This is a genomic window from Microbulbifer variabilis, from assembly GCF_052467165.1.
Genome location: NZ_CP174301.1, coordinates 3313893 through 3331445 on the forward strand (window position 1 = coordinate 3313893; position 17553 = coordinate 3331445).

The window sequence follows — 17553 nt, forward strand, 5'->3', positions numbered from 1 at the left end:
AGTCGGACAATCTTCATTAATCTCAGTAATACCTAATGCTCCATTTCGATATCCAGCATAGTTAATCTGCAGCCTGTTTGGTGAGCTATCTCTTACTCATTCCTGGCTTATAATTCCAACAAGAATCATTCCAGGAATAATTGGAGTAGTATCAGAGACCATTTGTTTAACCGTGCCAGTAAAACAGGAAAGAAGCTATTTAAATCTACATCAAGAAACTAAAGAACTGGATATTTTTTCAATTCACCTTTCCGATAGGAAGTGAGTGGAGGTACCCAGCACTCCCGCTCCTCATTCAAAACTTCCAAGGTAATTACTTTGTGTTTATTTAGCGTAATTTCGTTAGAATCAACGCCTACACTAAAAAATGCAAGTAGGTCAATTAAATAATTGGCCCTCACCCATTCATCCCTCACTCTAAAAAAACGCCTTAATTGCCATGAAGCATCTGACTACTCCAATCAGGATAGTAGGATTCACCTAGCCCAGAAAGGACAACCAATTTCATGGCAGCCATTGCTGCCGAAAGTATAAACATGGTGGAATCGATTCGCTTATCCATTACTACATCGTACTTATCGATAATATTACTTTTGTTAACTATTAGGGCCCTATTTTCCCTGATCTGCGACTCAACCATAAAAGGCAATAATGTGTCCTATTTTGCCCAGGTCTTCACTCTCTCAGTAGAGTCAGGAAAGCCTGCAACCTTTTCCCCTGCACCAAAAACTGCCCATTAGACATTTTAATGTTGTCATAGATTCCAGCCAAATTATCGAGTATTTGTTTATTCGGGGCTACATCAAATAAGGTTCCATAGCCCCCGCCAATATAAATAAAGCTACAAAAAACATAAAGACTACTATCTTAAACTAGCAAGATAAATTTCTTTAATGCTAATACCTATACCCTTATCATTTAAAACATTGACTTCGACTAATTTATACTAAATGACAATTCAGCCAAGACTTTTCCAGCCAACCTCATTAAATAAAAATCTCACTCGCTCCCGGTACTTCGCCTAACTAAACAAAGACTAGGAGTAGATATCCGCCAAGGTTAGTCAGTGCATATTAGAGCTCATAAGAAAGAAGCTAAACTACTTATCTTTCATCCACGCCAAAAAGGCGAGTCGTGCAATGATCAAGGTAACTATAAGAAGAGTGCTACTGATTATCTCACTGCTTCTACTTTTTTGGCCATTCAAACTCTATGCATGCTCCCGGGTTGCCTGGAATACCGAGCAAGGTGTTTTTGCCGCCAGATCAATGGATTGGGGACATTCTTTTGAGGATATTCTTTATATAAATCCTCGAGGCATGAAGATGATTGGTGAGGATGGCCATAACCCCGCCAAATGGACTTCAAAATATGGAAGTGTTGTACAAAGTATTATTCCCTATGCCCGCCAATATGGCTTCTCAAATAATGACGGTGCTACCGACGGAATTAACGAAAAAGGTCTAACGGCACATATTCTATATCTTGGAGCAACCGGCTACGCCAAACCAAATAATACGCCAGGGGTATCCTATATGCGCTGGCTGCGTTTTATTCTCGATAACCATGCTACAGTCGCAGATGCTGTCATCGGGATGAAAAATATACGCATATCGCCAGTGAAAATTGGTGGCGAAGTACTTGGTGCACATATGGCAATAGAGGACCCAAGCGGTGATTCAGCTATCTTCGAAATAATCGATGGTAAATTAGTTGTACATCACGGTAAGAAATTTTCGGTTATGACAAATGACCCACCTTATGGATGGCAGCTTCAAAACCTGCCTTTTTACCAAGGCTTTGGAGGACTTAAATCTGTTCCAGGAGGGATTGATGGCGCTGACCGTTTTGTTAGATTATCTTACTATCAACACAATCTACCAAAACCTGCCAATGATATTCAGGCAGTCGCTTACCTCCTAAGTGCTATTCGCACTGTGGCCGTTCCTTTTGGCGCACCTTACAGTCGCCCCAATCAGGAAGAAGGGCCTGAAGAACCAGCTACTTACCCCACTTGGTGGCTTTCGGTGATTGATTTAAAACGCCGAATTTACTATTTCAACTGGGTTAAAAATCCAAATATTGTTTGGGTAGATTTACATGGAATTGATTTTTCAAAAGGCACAGGAAAGCGGGTTGCCGACCCAAAGAACCCCCAATTGGTTGGAGATATCACGAAAGTATTTCAGCCACTAAAAAAATAAACAGAAAGAAATACAAGATGTACAAGTTAACCCGAAAACACCATTTAATATCAAACACTCGGTCCGACATTCCATATGGTCTTAATTACAGCCAAGATTTTACATACTTTGATGTAAATCTACTTCAACATGTACATCCCCTCAATTTCAGGGCTGCTTAGCTTAAATCCAAACTTCTCGTATAGCTCCGGTACATCCGCCATAAGAGTAATATAAGCTGAAGGCATGGCCTCCCGATCCAAATAAGACATCATATACCTCATCACCAAGCGCCCTAAACCTTGCCCCTGGTATTTTGGATCGACAGCAACATCAACAATTTCAAAATTCAGGGCTCCATCCCCTACTACCCGTCCCATAGCAATAGTCTGTGAGCCTATTTTGATGTGGATGCCATACAAGCTGTTGGGTAAGCCCTTTTCCGCAGCCGCTCTGGTTCTCGGGGTAAGTCCAGCAACTTCCCTCAAACGAAGAAAGCCTTCAACGGGAGCCACGTTCTCTACCACTGTATACATAATATATTAAATACCCCTTAATAAATCACAACACTTAATAGGTCAGCTAATCCTCGCGAATTTCTGTAACTATTTCCGAGTTAACAGAATTGGCAATAAAACACTGTTTATGTGAAAGATGATGGATTTTTTCCAGCTGCTCCCTACTGGGCTTCTTATTTCCAAAAAAACGCACCAGGGGGCGCAGAGTAACCTTGGTCATTGCCAATTTGCCCTCCTTATTCGTATCCATTAGACCAACTGCTTCATCACGATACTCATCCACCACAAAACCTCGCTTGGCAGCAATGGCCAGGAAGAACAGCATATGGCAACTGGAAAGTGCAGCGACAAAAGCTTCTTCCGGGTCAACATTCTCTGCAACCGAATATGGAATGGGAACCACATGAGGGGAGGAGGAAGCCGGGACGGACAGGCCACCATCAAATTGCCAGATATGAGCGCGACTGTATTGATTATCGGTAAAAATCTGGTCGTCGCGCTGCCAGACTACTGTGGAAGTGTACTCAGACAAAATCTCTCTCCTTTTATCCAGGGCACACAATTTCTGTTCTTACAGATAGAGTCTTTCTCTGCTATTTTGACTGATTGTCTGAAATCTACGGGCTTACTCGGGGACTTCCAGAGAGGGCAGCCAGTTGGCAGGTATCTTCGATGATCATTTCCAACCTGGGGTCAGGGCCGGGCACTTAGGGACAGAGGCCGCAGAGCGGCCCCAGAGGTGCTATCACTCAGCATCCAATTGCTGGTCAGTACGTGCAGCCATAATAAAGTCATTCTTGTGCAGGCCCTTAGCCTCATGACTCCACCAAGTCACAGTAACCTTACCCCATTCGGTAAGCAACGCGGGGTGGTGCCCCACCTCTTCCGCAATAGCACCAACACGGTTAGTAAACGCCAGAGCCTGCTTGAAGTTACGGAACTTAAACACGCGCTCCAGTTGCATGATGCCCTCTCGGGTCATTGGGGTCCAATCTGGGATCTGACGCAGCAATCCAGGAAGTTCGTTATCACTGACCAGGGGCGCATCTGCTCGGCAGGCTTCACATTGTTGTTGGGCGAGTTCGGTCATAAATGAGTCCTCAACACCTTGTTTATTATCGGCTATTTAGCGTGGGCTCCACTCTAACCGGGGCTCCCCAACGAAACAAGCACACACTCAAAAAAGGCATTTTATACGGTTTTAACACGCCAATATGAAACAGCCTGCTAAAAGCAGCGGGGTAAGCCACTGTTGGAGACATTTGGTGCCGACCAGCCGCAGCAACGCCATCAAGTGTGTTAATTTTTGAACAGCCCCCAGGTATTAGAAGCTCAGCGAAGCAAGGACTCTTATGAAAGCCCTTTTGTGTATGTTGATATTACTGTCATTCCTCTCAACTAGTGCCTGCGGTCCACAGAGTCTGGATAAGAACCGTATTACCCCCCCGGAGTCCGAAACTATCGCAGAAATGCGGGCTGAGACAGAGCTGACTTTCCAGCAATTGAGTGAACAGTTCGTTAATGGGCTCTGGCGTCTTTTTCCGTCCTGGGCTGTTCGTGAGGGCTACTATGATGTCGCCACCCAGATACAGGTACCCAATAAGGCCTACCGGAAATACTTGCTGGATTTTGCAGAGACTTATGAAGAAAAGTTTAATGCACTGAACATAGATCAGCTGAGCATCAACGCACGTACTGACTTGGCATTGATCTTAAACTTCCTTCTGCGTTTACAGTGGGAATATACCACCTTCAAATCTTTTGAATGGGACCCCTCCAATTACAATGTTTCTCATCCTTTTGCCCTTATATTGAATACGGAGTATGCACCTTTAGAGCAACGCTTACGAACTTTTAGTACTCGTATGCGCAAGGTACCGGAATATTATCAAGCTGCTATGCATAACATCCGCAGGCCCGCCGCCCCTCAACTGGCACTGGCTATCCAGCAAAATGAAGGGGCCATGGAAGTATTCGGTGAAGAGACAGAAAAGAAAGCAGTAAACAGCCAATTGTTCGACGATGAAAAAGCAGTTTTCCAACAGCGCCTGGAAGTAACTCGCCAGGCTATCCAAGGCTATATTACATTCCTGAAGAAACTACAAAAAAAACTGGAAAAAACTGGAAAATTCCGCGATTTTCGTATTGGCGAAAAACTCTACGAGGAAAAATTCAATTTTGATATCCAGATTGGTATAAGTGCAGCCGAACTTTACGAGCTTGCAATGGAAGAAAAGATATTAGTTCGAGATAAAATGCTAGAGCTATCAGAAAAACTCTGGCCCAGATATTATCCTAAAGAAGCCCCACCTTCAGATAAGCAACTCAAGATCCAAAAGGTACTAGATAAACTATCCGAACACCATGCCACAAAATATACTTTTAAGGAGAAGGTTGAACAACAAATTCCAGAATTAGCCACTTTTGTAACTAAGAATAACTTGCTAACACTGGATAAAAACAAACCTCTGATTGTACGCACCACTCCACCTTACCTTCAAGGTTTTGCTGTTGCCTCCATCAATGCTCCTGGACCTTACAATAAGAATGCCATTACCTATTACAATGTAATGCCTATGGCACAGCTCAGCGACAATCAAGCTGACAGCCTGCTACGAGAATACAATAACTACACCCTGCAGATCCTCAATATCCACGAGGCCATCCCGGGACACTATACTCAGTTGGTTTATGCCAACCAATCCCCCAGCCTTATAAAAAGTATTCTAGGTAATGGAGCCATGATCGAGGGGTGGGCTGTCTATGCTGAGCGTATGATGTTAGAAGCTGGATATGGTAACTTTTCTCCAGAATTGTGGCTGATGTATTACAAGTGGAACCTGCGCACTATCACCAATACAATCCTGGATTATGAAGTTCAAGTAAAAGGCCTTAATGAAGCCGATGCACTTAAGCTGATGATTCAGGGCGCATTCCAACAGCAGGCTGAAGCTGAGGGCAAATGGCGGAGAGCCACCTTGAGCCAAGTACAGTTAACCAGTTATTTCGCGGGTTACACTGACATACTTTCTCTGCGTGATGAAATAAAGCAGAAACTCGGGAAAAAATTTAATTTAAAAGAATTTCACGAAGAATTTCTCAGCTTTGGTAATGCACCTGTACCGATAATTCGAGAGCTAATGTTGACCCAGCTGGAGGAGACGGGATCTATTTGAACCAAATACGTTTTAGAGCTCTAACTCTCGCTCTTCTGGCAATACCCAATAGAATCCCAATGAAAAGTACCCAGCAAAAAATCAAACAGGGGGATAGTCAAATTAAAGTTACATTGATTCATCAAGTTACGTTGATGATGTATACGATGTAGTTGAGCCAACTCACGCAGAACGGGAACTCGATGAAACCAATGATCCAGAGGCTGGTGGTATCCCAAGTGCAACAATTCATAACCCAAATGATTTACTACAATAGTCACAATCAAGAGGTAAGCAGCATTCATCGACAAGAAAATAGAAAAAAAATACCCTAAACTCGGGGCTATCACTAAAGCAAGAGTTGCCGTTAAGTAAGTAGGGAAAAGTACTATCCTCCAGTCTCTGGTAGTATCAATTGAAAACAGGGGCGGAGAGAAAAAACTGTGATGATCCCCAGTATGTCTGCGATAAAAAACTCCTGCAATTCTAATTTTTTTATGACCAGCCCAACGATGACTTGCGTATTCAGAAAAGTTATATAGAACAACCCCTACGGGGATCACTAATAACTCCCAAGGTTTTAACATATCCAACTGAAATATGCAGTAAATACAAACTCCGACGCCAATAGCCAGAATACCCGATAGATGAAACCACCCGCTGTAACGGCTCTTCACTCGTGCCCGGTACCCGGCTCTGAAAGTAGCCGCATCGTGATTGATCGACATATCTGCTCCTTTTTATTAGAGTTGGTATTCCGTAAAGCTATATAAACAATCAGAATCAGGCTGTTTGATCACATCTCTCTAGAAGTGATGTAAAGGGTGCCCCTCATCAATTGCATTAGCAAATTTAAGAATTTGATTGACCAGAAATATAATCAGGCGGATGATTGAATTCTAATAAATAATAATTAACAGCATTATTTGTGAGATTGATAATGTCGAGTCATCTCAGATCAATGGACTTGAATTTACTGCCTGTATTTGATGCCCTGATGGTCGAACGTAACCTGACTAGGGCTGCAGTAAAGCTACACATGAGCCAACCTGCAGTAAGTGCCGCTTTAAAGCGCTTGAGATCCACCTATAACGATGCCCTTTTTATCCGCACCGCAAAAGGGCTACGCCCTACCGAGCGTGCCCTGTCACTACACCCTTCCATTCACACCGCTCTTGGAGCAGTGAGATCCAGCTTTCAGCAACTCGACTTTGAACATCATGAGGCAGAAAGGGATTTCTCGATTGTTCTACCCGATGTGGTGGAAACCCTTATGATTCCAGGACTCAGTGCCTGGCTACGAGAGTATGCACCTGGGATAAGGCTCACAATATTGCCTGACGAATCAGAGATGACTTCCAGAATGGTAAGCAATGGTGAAGTCGACTTAATTATCGATTATTTACCATTAGAATCTCCCAATTACAGCAGCCTGATTATTGCCGAAGAGGAATTGGTGGTGATCGCAGGAGAGCATAATGAGAAGGTAGGAAAATCCATCTCTGAAGCGGATTTTCAATCAATACCACAAATATCATTGCTGAGGGGAAGCCCCGTAGGCTCACCGATGGAGAGGCTGGCCAGACCGAATAAATTGCAGCGCAATATTTGTCTGCGTGTCCCACACCTATCCTCCTTTCCTCATATAGTCGCCACCACCGATTTAATTGCCGTTGTACCCGCAAGGATGATGAAGTTCTCTCATTACCGAGCACTACCTGTTCGTACAATTGAGCTGCCTATGGACTTCCCCAAGGTCAGCCTGCAGCTGATTTGGCATAAGTCACAAACCAATAACCCCGCCCATCGCTGGTTAAGAGAAACCATTTTGCAGCTTTACCCAGAGCTGGGTATGTAGAGGCTTTTGGAGTGTGCTGCACCAGGATGAATCTAATTGAGGCATTAGGTTAGGCTTTTACTATGCCTGTTTACAGTGACTAGCTGAGATGACAACCTAGTCCCGCCAAACTTAATCCCTAAAAGCTTGAAGACAAAAAAAGCCGGGAACCTCGCGGACCCGGCTTGTATAAATTGAGGCAGCCCTTAGACGACGCCCTCCTCAATTTTTGCCTTCCAGATCAACGGTCCAGTGGTATGCACAGACTCACCCTGGCTATCGACAGCTACGGTTACTGGCATGTCCTCCACCTCAAACTCGTAGATGGCTTCCATACCCAGCTCCGGAAAAGCAATTACCTTGGAGGCTTTAATCGCTTGAGCTACCAGGTACGCTGCGCCGCCCACAGCCATCAGGTATACCGCTTTATTGTCACGAATCGCTTCAATTGCCACTGGGCCACGCTCTGCCTTACCGATCATCCCTTGCAGGCCAGTCTCTTCGAGCATAGTGCGCGTAAACTTATCCATACGGGTCGCGGTAGTTGGGCCTGCGGGGCCAACCACTTCATCCCGCACAGGATCTACCGGCCCTACGTAATAGATAAAGCGGCCAGTCAGGTCCACTGGCAGCTTCTCCCCTTTCGCTAGGATATCCACCATTTTTTTGTGAGCGGCGTCGCGACCAGTAAGCATCTTGCCATTCAGTAGCAAGGTTTCACCGGGCTGCCAGCTCTGCACATCCTCTGCAGTGACGGTATCCAGGTTGACACGGCGAGTGTTGCTGCCAGCTTCACGAGTAATTTCCGGCCAGTCTTCCAGCTTCGGCGGAGTCTGGCACGCGGGGCCAGAGCCATCCAGAGTGAAGTGCGTATGACGAGTAGCGGCACAATTGGGAATAATCGCCACTGCCTTGTTAGCTGCGTGAGTAGGATAATCCTTAATCTTTACATCCAGGACAGTGGTCAGTCCGCCAAGCCCCTGAGCACCAATACCCAGTTTGTTTACGGAATCATATAACTCCAAACGAAGCTCTTCAGCACGGCTGGAGGCGCCGCGCTCTTGCAGCTCCTGAATATCGATAGGATCTAGGAGTGACTCCTTAGCCAGTAACATGGCTTTCTCAGCAGTACCACCGATGCCGATACCCAGCATGCCCGGCGGGCACCAACCAGCGCCCATCTGCGGCACCATCTTCAAAACCCAGTCCACTACGGAGTCAGACGGATTCAGCATGGCAAACTTGGTCTTGGCTTCACTGCCACCCCCCTTGGCCGCTACGTAAACTTCGACAGTATCACCGGGTACAATCTCGTAGTGGATGACCGCTGGAGTATTGTCACCAGTGTTTTTACGCGCGCCGTCAGGGTCATCAAGAATAGAAGCTCGCAGCACATTGCTGGCATTCTTATAGGCACGACGCACACCTTCGTTCACCATATCGGTGACACCCATTTCAGCGTCCCAGCGCACATTCATGCCCACTTTCAGCTTCACGGTCACAATACCCGTGTCCTGGCAAATGGGACGATGGCCTTCGGCGCACATACGTGAGTTGATCAGTATCTGTGCCATGGCGTCCTTGGCCGCCGGGTTGACCTCTTTCTCATAAGCCTTGTTCAGGGCCCGAATGAAGTCCTGTGGGTGGTAGTAAGAAATAAATTGCAGCGCGTCAGCCACGCTATCGATCAGATCATCCTGGCGGATAGTGGTCATACCCAACTCCGATTAACGTCTCAAGGCCGGCGATTCTACACGAAATGTAGGGTTATAGACCGGTTATTGATTTGGCAAGGGACTTGTTGATTTATCAGGGCAATAAAAAAGGGCGAACATAGGGTTCGCCCTTTTTTATTTCTCGCAATGCCTACATAGATGAGGCAGTTGGCTCGCTGGCCTGCAGGGAGCGAATTGCATCGCGCAATTGCACCAGATCTTTATTAACAGAGCGTCGATAAGCGTCGATAGACTCCACAGCTTCCTCATTAGCGCCAACACGCATAGTCAGGTCACTGCGCACAGAAGCTAGTTGTCGTTCCAAACGCGAAATTTTATCCGTCATCTCGCGCTTGCTGTCGGTGTTACTCTTGCGCAGCTCCGACAATGCAGTTTCAACAGCGGCAATCTTCTTCACACTGGCATCGAGGCTGCCCAGCTTGGTATTGAGTGCAGCAACCTGCTTCTTATTGGCTGCAACAGCTGCTTTATTCGCAGTGATACTCTTGCGGTTAGTATCGTAAGCAACACCCCAGAGTTTACGAATCTCAGAGGAGTTCTCTTTGGCTTTAGCATTTAGCACCTCAACAGATGCCGTGGATTCCTCGTCAGAGAGATTAAAACGCTTCTCCAGCTCGGCAATCCGGCTCTCCGCATCGGCAATACGGTTTTCGGCATTAACCAATTGAGTACGGCTCTCTTGCCACTGCTGGTAGAGAAAACCTGAAGCGGCAAGCCCGCCCATTGCGAGGACAAGTGCACACATACCGAGGAAGGAAAAACCTCCGCGGCGCTCTTCAACAATAACCTGCGGTTCAGTCGCCGTCTCACTCTCTCTTTGTGACCGTGGGTCCAGTGCTGGTTCAATAGCGGCGCTGCCGTCCAGTGTGGGCTCTCTGCGTTGCATGTATTAATACACCCGGTAGCTAAATCTGCTGAATTCGGTACCGGCTGGTTCAAAACAGCCCAGCCAGGTACCGGTAAATCGAATACTATGTGGCAATCAAAGCCGAGACAGATTCGTCGAATTCTGCGGCAGTTATACCAAAAATTGACGAAAAAGTAAGCGGCCACTGGTAAGAATAGACGACAGTCGCACACTGTCATCAATATACCCCCCCCTTGAGTTCGAGGAAATCGTCCCAAATTCCCCTATTCAATCGCGCCGGCTTAATTCTGGCAAACGGCGCGTGTAGAATGCTCTCACCAATAACCCGAAAACAAAGGAAGGAAGACACCATGGCTTTCGAATTGCCCGAACTCCCCTACGCGATGAATGCCCTGGCCCCACATATCTCCGAAGAGACTTTGGAGTACCACTACGGCAAACACCACAAAACTTACGTAGATAAACTGAACGGCCTGCTGGAAGGCACCGCTGATGCTGACAAATCCCTGGAAGAAGTCATCAAGTCCTCCTCTGGTGGTGTATTCAATAACGCGGCCCAGGTGTGGAACCACACTTTCTACTGGAACTGCCTGAGCCCCAACGGCGGCGGCGAAGCCACTGGCGCAATCGCTGAAGCTATCACTGCCGCTTTCGGCAGCTTTGAAAAATTCAAAGAAGAGTTTACCACCAGTGCCGTTAACAATTTTGGCTCCGGCTGGACTTGGCTGGTGAAAAAGGCTGATGGCTCAGTTGCAATCGTGAACACCTCCAATGCAGCTACTCCACTGACCGAAGAGGGTGTAACTCCCCTGATGACCTGCGATGTGTGGGAACACGCTTACTACATCGACTACCGCAACCTGCGTCCGAAGTACATGGAAGCCTTCTGGAATCTGGTGAACTGGGAATTTGTAAACCAGAATTTCGCTTAATCGCGAGTTCACCTAAAAAGCGGGCCCTGTGCCCGCTTTTTTATTTTTGGTCAGGGCGCAACTGTGACACCGAAGTGGAGGGAAACTGCCTCTGGCCAAAAGCACCACAAGTGCGCACAATACCTTCTACTGTGCGCTTTGGAACTGCAAATTCCATAGCAACGAAAACCTAGAGAATGCCACTTGAGTGGCACAAAGTAGCAACGAACCTCCGAACACTGGGAATATGCTCATGAAGTTGAAACCGACCCTGATCGCAGCTGCCATAAGTGCTCTTGTTATCAGCGGCTGTGACCGCGGCAAACCGAACACAGCGGAGCAGAATATGACCGCTCCTGCAGCAGAAAGCAAAGCCTCACAAGACACCACTACCGAGGTAAGCCAGGAAGCCATCAAACAGGTTAACCAGATGTTCGAGGACTTCTTCCAGGAGCATCTTTCCCGCAGCCCAGAATTCAAAACATTCCTGGGCAAAAAAGAGGACTACGATAAGTGGGACGATCTCTCCCCGGAATTCGCCAAAGAAACCCTGGAAATTGACAAGCGTCAGCTGGCTGAACTAAACAAAATTGACCCCAGTAGCCTGGACGAAGCCACCCGACTGAGCTTGCGCTTGGCCAAGCGTAACCTGGAACAGGATATCGAGGGCTATAAGTGGCGCAACCACAGCTATCCCGTCAACCAGATGTACGCCACACACACCAGTGCGGCCTCCCTACTTATTAGCCAGCACCGCATTGACGATGTAAGTGATGCTGAGGCTTATATCGCGCGCCTGAATGCAATGCCCAAGTACTTCTCCCAGTTGGAAGAGAAACTGAAAGCCAATGCTGAAGCCGGCACTATTGTACCAAAATTCGTATTCCCCTACGTGATCAGTGATTCGCAAAACCTGATCAATGGTGCACCTTTTAACGGTGATAAAGACAGCCCTCTGTTTGCTGACTTTAAAGGCAAAGTAGAAAAACTGGATATTGGCAAAGAGCAGAAACAAGCACTCATCGACAAAGCCAGTACCGCGCTGAAAGAGAGCACGGGGCCCGCCTATGAAAAACTGATCGGCTATTTGCAGGAGCTTGAGAAAAAAGCCACCACCGACGACGGCGCCTGGAAACTGGCTGATGGTGAGGATTTCTACAAATTCCGACTGGGTGTATACACCACTACCGACATGACTGCTGATGAAATCCATCAGACAGGCCTCAAAGAAGTTGCACGTATCCACGACGAAATGCGTGAGATCATGCGCAAAGTAAAGTTCGAGGGTAACTTGCAGGAATTCTTCGAATTCATGCGAACCGACAAGCAGTTCTACTACCCCACTACAGAGGAAGGTAAGGCGGAATACCTGGAGAAAGCCACCGCTATTATCGACACCATGAAAGGGCGTTTGGATGAGCTGTTTATTACCAAGCCCAAAGCTGAACTTGATGTAAGAGCTGTTGAGCCATTCCGTGAAAAATCTGCCGGCAAAGCCTTCTATCAGCGCCCTGCTCCAGATGGGTCCCGTCCCGGCATTTACTACGCCAACCTCTACAACATGTCAGATATGCCCACCTATCAAATGGAAGCACTGGCTTACCATGAGGGTATCCCCGGCCATCATATGCAGCTCTCTATCGCCCAGGAGCTTCAGGATATTCCAAAATTCCGCAAATACGGTGGCTACACGGCCTATACCGAGGGCTGGGGGCTCTACTCAGAGCTGGTTCCCAAGGAACTGGGTTTCTATGAAGACCCCTACTCTGACTTTGGTCGCCTAGCTATGGAGTTGTGGCGCGCAGGCCGTCTGGTTGTGGATACTGGCCTCCACGCCAAGAAATGGACTCGCGAACAAGCCATCGACTACTTGGTGGAAAATACCCCCAACCCAAAAGGCGATGTAGTTAAGGCTATCGAACGCTATATCGTCATGCCCGGCCAGGCGACCGCTTATAAAATCGGCATGCTCAAGATTGTCGAGCTGCGCGAGAAATCCAAGGCAGAGCTTGGTGACAAGTTTGATGTTCGCGGCTTCCACGACACTATTCTAGCCAATGGTGCAGTGCCACTTGATGTACTGGAAGAGCTCGTGAATGAATGGGTCGCACAAGTGAAAGCGAATAGCTAGCTTCATATAACAAAAGTAACTCCAATAAAAAGGCCGCTCATTGAGCGGCTTTTTTATTTTATGGGTACGAAAAAGCATTACCCCTTTTTCATTGTGATCCAGCTGTCCACCTGCTGCTCAAGCACTGCCAATGGCAAGGCTCCATTAGTTAAGACCACGTTGTGGAACTGTCGAATATCAAAGTCGCCACCCAATTTTTCACGGGCCCTTTCACGCAGCTCCAGGATTTTCAACATCCCTGCTTTATAAGCCAGGGCTTGGCCCGGCATCACAAGATAACGTTCAATTTCAGTGGTAACCTCAGTTTCTGTCATACCAGTTTTTTCCACCATATACTCGATTGCTTCTTCACGACTCCAGCGTTTGTGATGCAAGCCGGTATCCACAACCAATCGCACAGCACGAAACATTTCCGCCTGCAGTCGACCCAGGTCATCATAGGGGTTTTCCTGGAAACCAGCCTCCTTCGCTACCTGCTCAGCATAGAGGGCCCAGCCTTCGGCATAGGCAGTAAATAAACCCATTTTTCGGAAAGTGGGAACCCCCTGTAATTCCTGGGCTATCGCCAATTGAAAATGATGGCCGGGAACAGCTTCATGATAGGCCAAGGTGCGCATGCCAAACTTCTTGGTTTCATGAACATCTCGCAAGTTTGCATAAAATACACCGGGGCGAGAACCATCCATAGCCGGGGGATTATAATAGGCGCCGGGAGCCCCCTGCTCCTTAAATTCAGGCACACGACGAACTTCAACACCCATCGCCGGCTTTATATCAAAGTAATCTCCCAAGCCCGTATTTACCTCATCAATCATCGCTTGATAATCGGCTATGATCTGCTCACGCCCCTGATCAGAATCCTCATAAAGGAACTGGGGGTCATTATTAATCCCCGCGAAACGCTCACTGATACTGCCGCTATCCTGGCCTACCGAGGCGAAAATTCGGCTCATCTCCCCTTCAATACGAGCAACCTCCTCAAGACCAATACGATGCAAATCCTCCGGTTTCAAATCAGTGGATGTATGACTGCGCACTTGGTAAGCGTAAAATTCATCACCATCCGGTAATGCCCAAACCCCATTATTTTCATAGACCTGTGGTTGCAACTCACGGTAATAAGCGATCAGGCTTTTATATGCAGGATAAACTTCCGCATCAATCAAAGCCTCACCCCTACCCAGAATACGTGTGCGCTCCTGCTCCGGTAATCCTTCAATTTTCCCTAAGCGCTCTTGCAAAGAGGTAAAGAGGATATTTTCATGAGCAGGAACAGCAATAAAACCTTGCATCTCCTCCAATACACTATCGATAACAAAGCGAGGTGGTAGAATTTTTTTCTGTTCACGGATTCTTAACCCGTCAAGCACCTGGGAGAACTTTCTATCAACCTCGCTTAGCCGGGAGAGATAATACTCTGCCTCTTTGACATTATTGATCTGGTGTACTTCGGCAAGAAATTCGGGCAAGCTATTTTGTACCCCAAACATCTGGTTAAGCGGATAATTATGATGTTTCCACCGCTCTCCCTCCACCATATTGCCAAGAAAGTGAGCAAACACATCGTATGAAATTGCCTTCTGCCCGTTTAGCTCCTCGCGGTTATACCCCTGCAGCACTGCCAGCTCATCTTTAATCATTTGCATCTGGCGTTGCTGTTCTTCTTCAGAAACATCATCCAGGTGAGCATTGTGCCCATCGATACCAAATTGCTCCAACACCCGCAGTTGGGAGAGAATCTCTGGACTGGTGCTGCCGAGCTTAATAAAAGCACGCTCGAAATACACATTGATAGACCAGGGTTTAAAATAGATCGCATTGACAGCAAAGACCGATACTGCTACAACCCCGAGTAATAGTATCCCGCCTAACCATTTGGATATCCTTTTTATCATTATCTTCTCCTCCTAACTTGTGACTCCATTCTCACTCTATAATGAGGTCTGGCACAACCGCTCTGGCTTTTTAGTGCGACGAATAAGTAGAATTGAGCGACAAAACACCAACTGAAAATCAATTTAGGTAAGTAGCCACTTGAAACGCCCCGACTTAAATAAAACCCAACTGGCACCAAGGAACAAGTAATTTGGCAATCAATATGTAAATATTGATAACATCAATAAGAGTTAAACAGCTAAATAAAAGCAATATTCAGAAATACCAGGCCATACTGTCTCTAGACAATAACCTTCTTGAATTTTTCACTCAGAAAAAACAATCAAAAGAAACTAAAACCCCAAGCCACCCAACATATAAGAAAGATGAAAAAAAGACCCTGAAAAAAATCTAATAACTTGAAACAAAAGAAATTAATATATCAATTGCACCTTAACCAAGAATCCAAAAATTAAATTTTAATAGGGGATTCAAAATCACTGGGCTTTAACGCTAGGAGAGAGCAGCTAACTTTTTGTAAGATATTCTCTGCGGTATTACCCATAATAAATCCAGGTATTCCCGCGCGCCCCACCGTTCCCATCACCAACAAATCAAGCTTTTCCTCATCGATTAGCAGCGGGATATAGTTATCAGGATGGGCAATCACGTGATGGACCTGTATGTCTCCACCAATGCCCGATGCACGGATCAGCACATCCAGCTTCGAGCGATGTTGGGATCGCGCAGCCTCGGTAGCCTGATCCAATTCCTCTTCAGAAGCACTGAGCGGAAAATGGCGGCGCAGATACTCATCCACGTCATAGTCCCAGCAGGAAATTACATGTAGGGTGCCACTGCAGCTATCCGCCAATACCCTAGCCCAGCGCAACAGGCGAATTGCCAGATCATAAGTACTAGCCGCATCGGTCTCTGGGTCTATTGCCACTGCAACCCGAATATCAGTGTGAGTACGCTCTATCGGCCGACATAACCAAACCGGACAAGGGCATTTACGTAATAATTCCATATCAATAGCTTTAAAACCCTTACGCTGGGTGCGCCCTTCTACATTCTTAATGACCAAGTCATAGCCCCCGGTAAGAACCCGACGAATCACCCGTTCGGCGGGGCGTGGACCGCAGTCAGATTCTATTTCCAGTTTTATCTGATCCTTGGGCAGGTTCATCCTCTCCTGGGCTGAAGCAATCTCCCCCCTTACCCGCTCCAGCATGGCCTTTTCACACAACTCACCAAAATCCTCAAAACCTTCAGGTACTGCAGGGCACACTAACAAAACCTTAATATCCGCATGGTTATTGCGAGCAACTGCAAATGCCTGCAATAAGCCGCTACTTTCATCTTCCGCAGCGTGACTCACATAGAGGATTCTATGAACATTTGGCATATCAATCTCCTCTGGCTGTGAGCCTCGGAAGTAAGCAGGGACAGCAATTTACGCACGAGCCCCAAGGCCGTCACCACTTGATATTGTGGGGCGAGGGAAAATCAAAAAAAAAGGACCAATAAGGGCATCTGATGGATCTGAGAAAAGATCCGGGAGTAGAATATTTTTGTAGATAAACTACCGGCGCAGTGTAGCGCCGGTCAATCCTCTAACCAATTAGATATCCAGCACTTGCTTCACAAAGGGGATGGTGATTTTGCGCTGTGCCATCAGGGAAGCTCTATCCAACTGCTCCAAGCACAGAAATAAGGCCCGGGTATCCCTAGGGGCGCGGTGTAATATGTATTGGGCCACATCCTCAGGCAAATCAAAACCACGCAAGCGGCTGCGCCTGCGCAGTGCAGCTACCTTATCCTTATCGTTCATGGGTTGTAGCTGGAATACCAGAGCCCACTGAAGACGTGACTGCAAGTCCGCGAGGGCAATGTCCATCCCCCGGGGGGACTTACGCGCCCCAAGCAACAGCTGCCTGCCACTATCCCTAACCCGATTGTATAGGTGGAACATCGCCGTCTGCCACTGTGACTGCCCCTCCAAAAGGTGCAGGTCATCAATACAAACCAGATCCAGCTGCTCAAGGCCATCCAAAAGCACCAGAGGGTCCATCGCCATCAGCTCAGCCATAGGCAGGTATTGGAACGTACGACCATTGGCCTCGGCACTTTGGCAGGCCGACTGTAACAAATGGCTGACACCACTACCGGCCTCCCCCCAGATATACACTGCCGACTCGGGGTTCTGCCCACTTGCAAACGACTGAAGCATGGCTGCAACCTGACGGTTGGGGTCCATCTCAGACAGATAGAAGTTATCGAAAGTGGCATCGTCCCGGAGGGAGACGCCCAGTGGCAACTGCTGCGGAATACTCATC

The 17553-nt window shown here is 47.1% G+C and carries 14 protein-coding genes; 5 read left to right on the top strand and 9 right to left on the bottom strand.

From position 1 onward, the window contains the following. Positions 1-1139 precede the first annotated feature (1139 nt). Positions 1140-2204: a bile salt hydrolase gene (locus tag ACJJIP_RS14735; RefSeq protein WP_444945444.1), complete on the top strand. Its 1065-nt coding sequence runs from the start codon at positions 1140-1142 to the stop codon at positions 2202-2204. Positions 2205-2323: 119 nt separating this feature from the next. On the opposite strand, the gene ACJJIP_RS14740 is transcribed toward ACJJIP_RS14735, so the two are convergent. The 3 genes from ACJJIP_RS14740 to ACJJIP_RS14750 all read right to left on the bottom strand — a co-directional run bounded on the left by ACJJIP_RS14740 (position 2324) and on the right by ACJJIP_RS14750 (position 3791). After that, a complete protein-coding gene (locus ACJJIP_RS14740) occupies positions 2324-2719 on the bottom strand; it encodes a GNAT family N-acetyltransferase (protein ID WP_444945445.1) in 396 nt (131 codons plus the stop codon). Positions 2720-2765: 46 nt separating this feature from the next. Beyond that, positions 2766-3233 (bottom strand): OsmC family protein, encoded by a 468-nt coding sequence (locus ACJJIP_RS14745; RefSeq protein WP_444945446.1) that lies wholly within the window; start codon positions 3231-3233, stop codon positions 2766-2768. 213 nt (positions 3234-3446) lie between these two features. Next, positions 3447-3791: a 4a-hydroxytetrahydrobiopterin dehydratase gene (locus ACJJIP_RS14750; protein ID WP_020411679.1), complete on the bottom strand. Its 345-nt coding sequence runs from the start codon at positions 3789-3791 to the stop codon at positions 3447-3449. 262 nt (positions 3792-4053) lie between these two features. Between ACJJIP_RS14750 and ACJJIP_RS14755 the strand changes: the two genes are divergently transcribed. After that, on the top strand, positions 4054-5877 hold the full coding sequence (locus ACJJIP_RS14755; RefSeq protein ID WP_444901981.1) for a DUF885 domain-containing protein: 1824 nt from the start codon (positions 4054-4056) through the stop codon (positions 5875-5877). A gap of 20 nt (positions 5878-5897) precedes the next feature. On the opposite strand, the gene ACJJIP_RS14760 is transcribed toward ACJJIP_RS14755, so the two are convergent. Further along, positions 5898-6584 (bottom strand): sterol desaturase family protein, encoded by a 687-nt coding sequence (locus tag ACJJIP_RS14760; RefSeq protein WP_444945447.1) that lies wholly within the window; start codon positions 6582-6584, stop codon positions 5898-5900. 212 nt (positions 6585-6796) lie between these two features. On the opposite strand from ACJJIP_RS14760, the gene ACJJIP_RS14765 reads away from it, so the two are divergent. Next, positions 6797-7714 (top strand): LysR substrate-binding domain-containing protein, encoded by a 918-nt coding sequence (locus ACJJIP_RS14765; protein ID WP_026304906.1) that lies wholly within the window; start codon positions 6797-6799, stop codon positions 7712-7714. Between the two features lie 185 nt (positions 7715-7899). Here ACJJIP_RS14765 and ACJJIP_RS14770 read toward each other — a convergent pair whose 3' ends face one another. Next, a complete protein-coding gene (locus ACJJIP_RS14770) occupies positions 7900-9408 on the bottom strand; it encodes a fumarate hydratase (protein WP_444901983.1) in 1509 nt (502 codons plus the stop codon). 151 nt (positions 9409-9559) lie between these two features. Continuing rightward, positions 9560-10315 (bottom strand): hypothetical protein, encoded by a 756-nt coding sequence (locus tag ACJJIP_RS14775; RefSeq protein WP_282951285.1) that lies wholly within the window; start codon positions 10313-10315, stop codon positions 9560-9562. Positions 10316-10647: 332 nt separating this feature from the next. On the opposite strand from ACJJIP_RS14775, the gene ACJJIP_RS14780 reads away from it, so the two are divergent. Both ACJJIP_RS14780 and ACJJIP_RS14785 read left to right on the top strand, forming a co-directional pair. Continuing rightward, positions 10648-11229 (top strand): superoxide dismutase, encoded by a 582-nt coding sequence (locus ACJJIP_RS14780; RefSeq protein ID WP_020411673.1) that lies wholly within the window; start codon positions 10648-10650, stop codon positions 11227-11229. A gap of 232 nt (positions 11230-11461) precedes the next feature. Next, complete coding sequence (locus tag ACJJIP_RS14785) at positions 11462-13339, top strand: DUF885 domain-containing protein (RefSeq protein WP_444945448.1); 1878 nt, start codon at positions 11462-11464, stop codon at positions 13337-13339. A 77-nt stretch (positions 13340-13416) separates the two neighbouring features. On the opposite strand, the gene ACJJIP_RS14790 is transcribed toward ACJJIP_RS14785, so the two are convergent. From ACJJIP_RS14790 to hda, 3 genes are all read right to left on the bottom strand, one after another. Continuing rightward, positions 13417-15234, bottom strand: a complete 1818-nt coding sequence (locus ACJJIP_RS14790; RefSeq protein ID WP_444945449.1) for a DUF885 domain-containing protein — start codon at positions 15232-15234, stop codon at positions 13417-13419. A 452-nt stretch (positions 15235-15686) separates the two neighbouring features. Further along, positions 15687-16622: a universal stress protein gene (locus ACJJIP_RS14795; RefSeq protein WP_020411669.1), complete on the bottom strand. Its 936-nt coding sequence runs from the start codon at positions 16620-16622 to the stop codon at positions 15687-15689. Positions 16623-16838: 216 nt separating this feature from the next. Then, positions 16839-17552, bottom strand: coding sequence for a DnaA regulatory inactivator Hda (gene hda / locus ACJJIP_RS14800; RefSeq protein ID WP_444945450.1), 714 nt, complete (start codon positions 17550-17552; stop codon positions 16839-16841). Position 17553: the final 1 nt, after the last annotated feature.

Excerpts from the sequence above, each read along its gene's own strand:
- hda (WP_444945450.1), bottom strand. The coding sequence starts at position 17,552 with ATGAGTATTCCGCAGCAGTTGCCACTGGGCGTCTCCCTCCGGGACGAT.
- ACJJIP_RS14755 (WP_444901981.1), top strand. The coding sequence starts at position 4,054 with ATGAAAGCCCTTTTGTGTATGTTGATATTACTGTCATTCCTCTCAACT.
- ACJJIP_RS14795 (WP_020411669.1), bottom strand. The coding sequence starts at position 16,622 with ATGCCAAATGTTCATAGAATCCTCTATGTGAGTCACGCTGCGGAAGAT.
- ACJJIP_RS14770 (WP_444901983.1), bottom strand. The coding sequence starts at position 9,408 with ATGACCACTATCCGCCAGGATGATCTGATCGATAGCGTGGCTGACGCG.
- ACJJIP_RS14740 (WP_444945445.1), bottom strand. The coding sequence starts at position 2,719 with ATGTATACAGTGGTAGAGAACGTGGCTCCCGTTGAAGGCTTTCTTCGT.
- ACJJIP_RS14750 (WP_020411679.1), bottom strand. The coding sequence starts at position 3,791 with ATGACCGAACTCGCCCAACAACAATGTGAAGCCTGCCGAGCAGATGCG.
- ACJJIP_RS14775 (WP_282951285.1), bottom strand. The coding sequence starts at position 10,315 with ATGCAACGCAGAGAGCCCACACTGGACGGCAGCGCCGCTATTGAACCA.
- ACJJIP_RS14760 (WP_444945447.1), bottom strand. The coding sequence starts at position 6,584 with ATGTCGATCAATCACGATGCGGCTACTTTCAGAGCCGGGTACCGGGCA.
- ACJJIP_RS14735 (WP_444945444.1), top strand. The coding sequence starts at position 1,140 with ATGATCAAGGTAACTATAAGAAGAGTGCTACTGATTATCTCACTGCTT.
- ACJJIP_RS14765 (WP_026304906.1), top strand. The coding sequence starts at position 6,797 with ATGTCGAGTCATCTCAGATCAATGGACTTGAATTTACTGCCTGTATTT.
- ACJJIP_RS14785 (WP_444945448.1), top strand. The coding sequence starts at position 11,462 with ATGAAGTTGAAACCGACCCTGATCGCAGCTGCCATAAGTGCTCTTGTT.
- ACJJIP_RS14780 (WP_020411673.1), top strand. The coding sequence starts at position 10,648 with ATGGCTTTCGAATTGCCCGAACTCCCCTACGCGATGAATGCCCTGGCC.
- ACJJIP_RS14790 (WP_444945449.1), bottom strand. The coding sequence starts at position 15,234 with ATGATAAAAAGGATATCCAAATGGTTAGGCGGGATACTATTACTCGGG.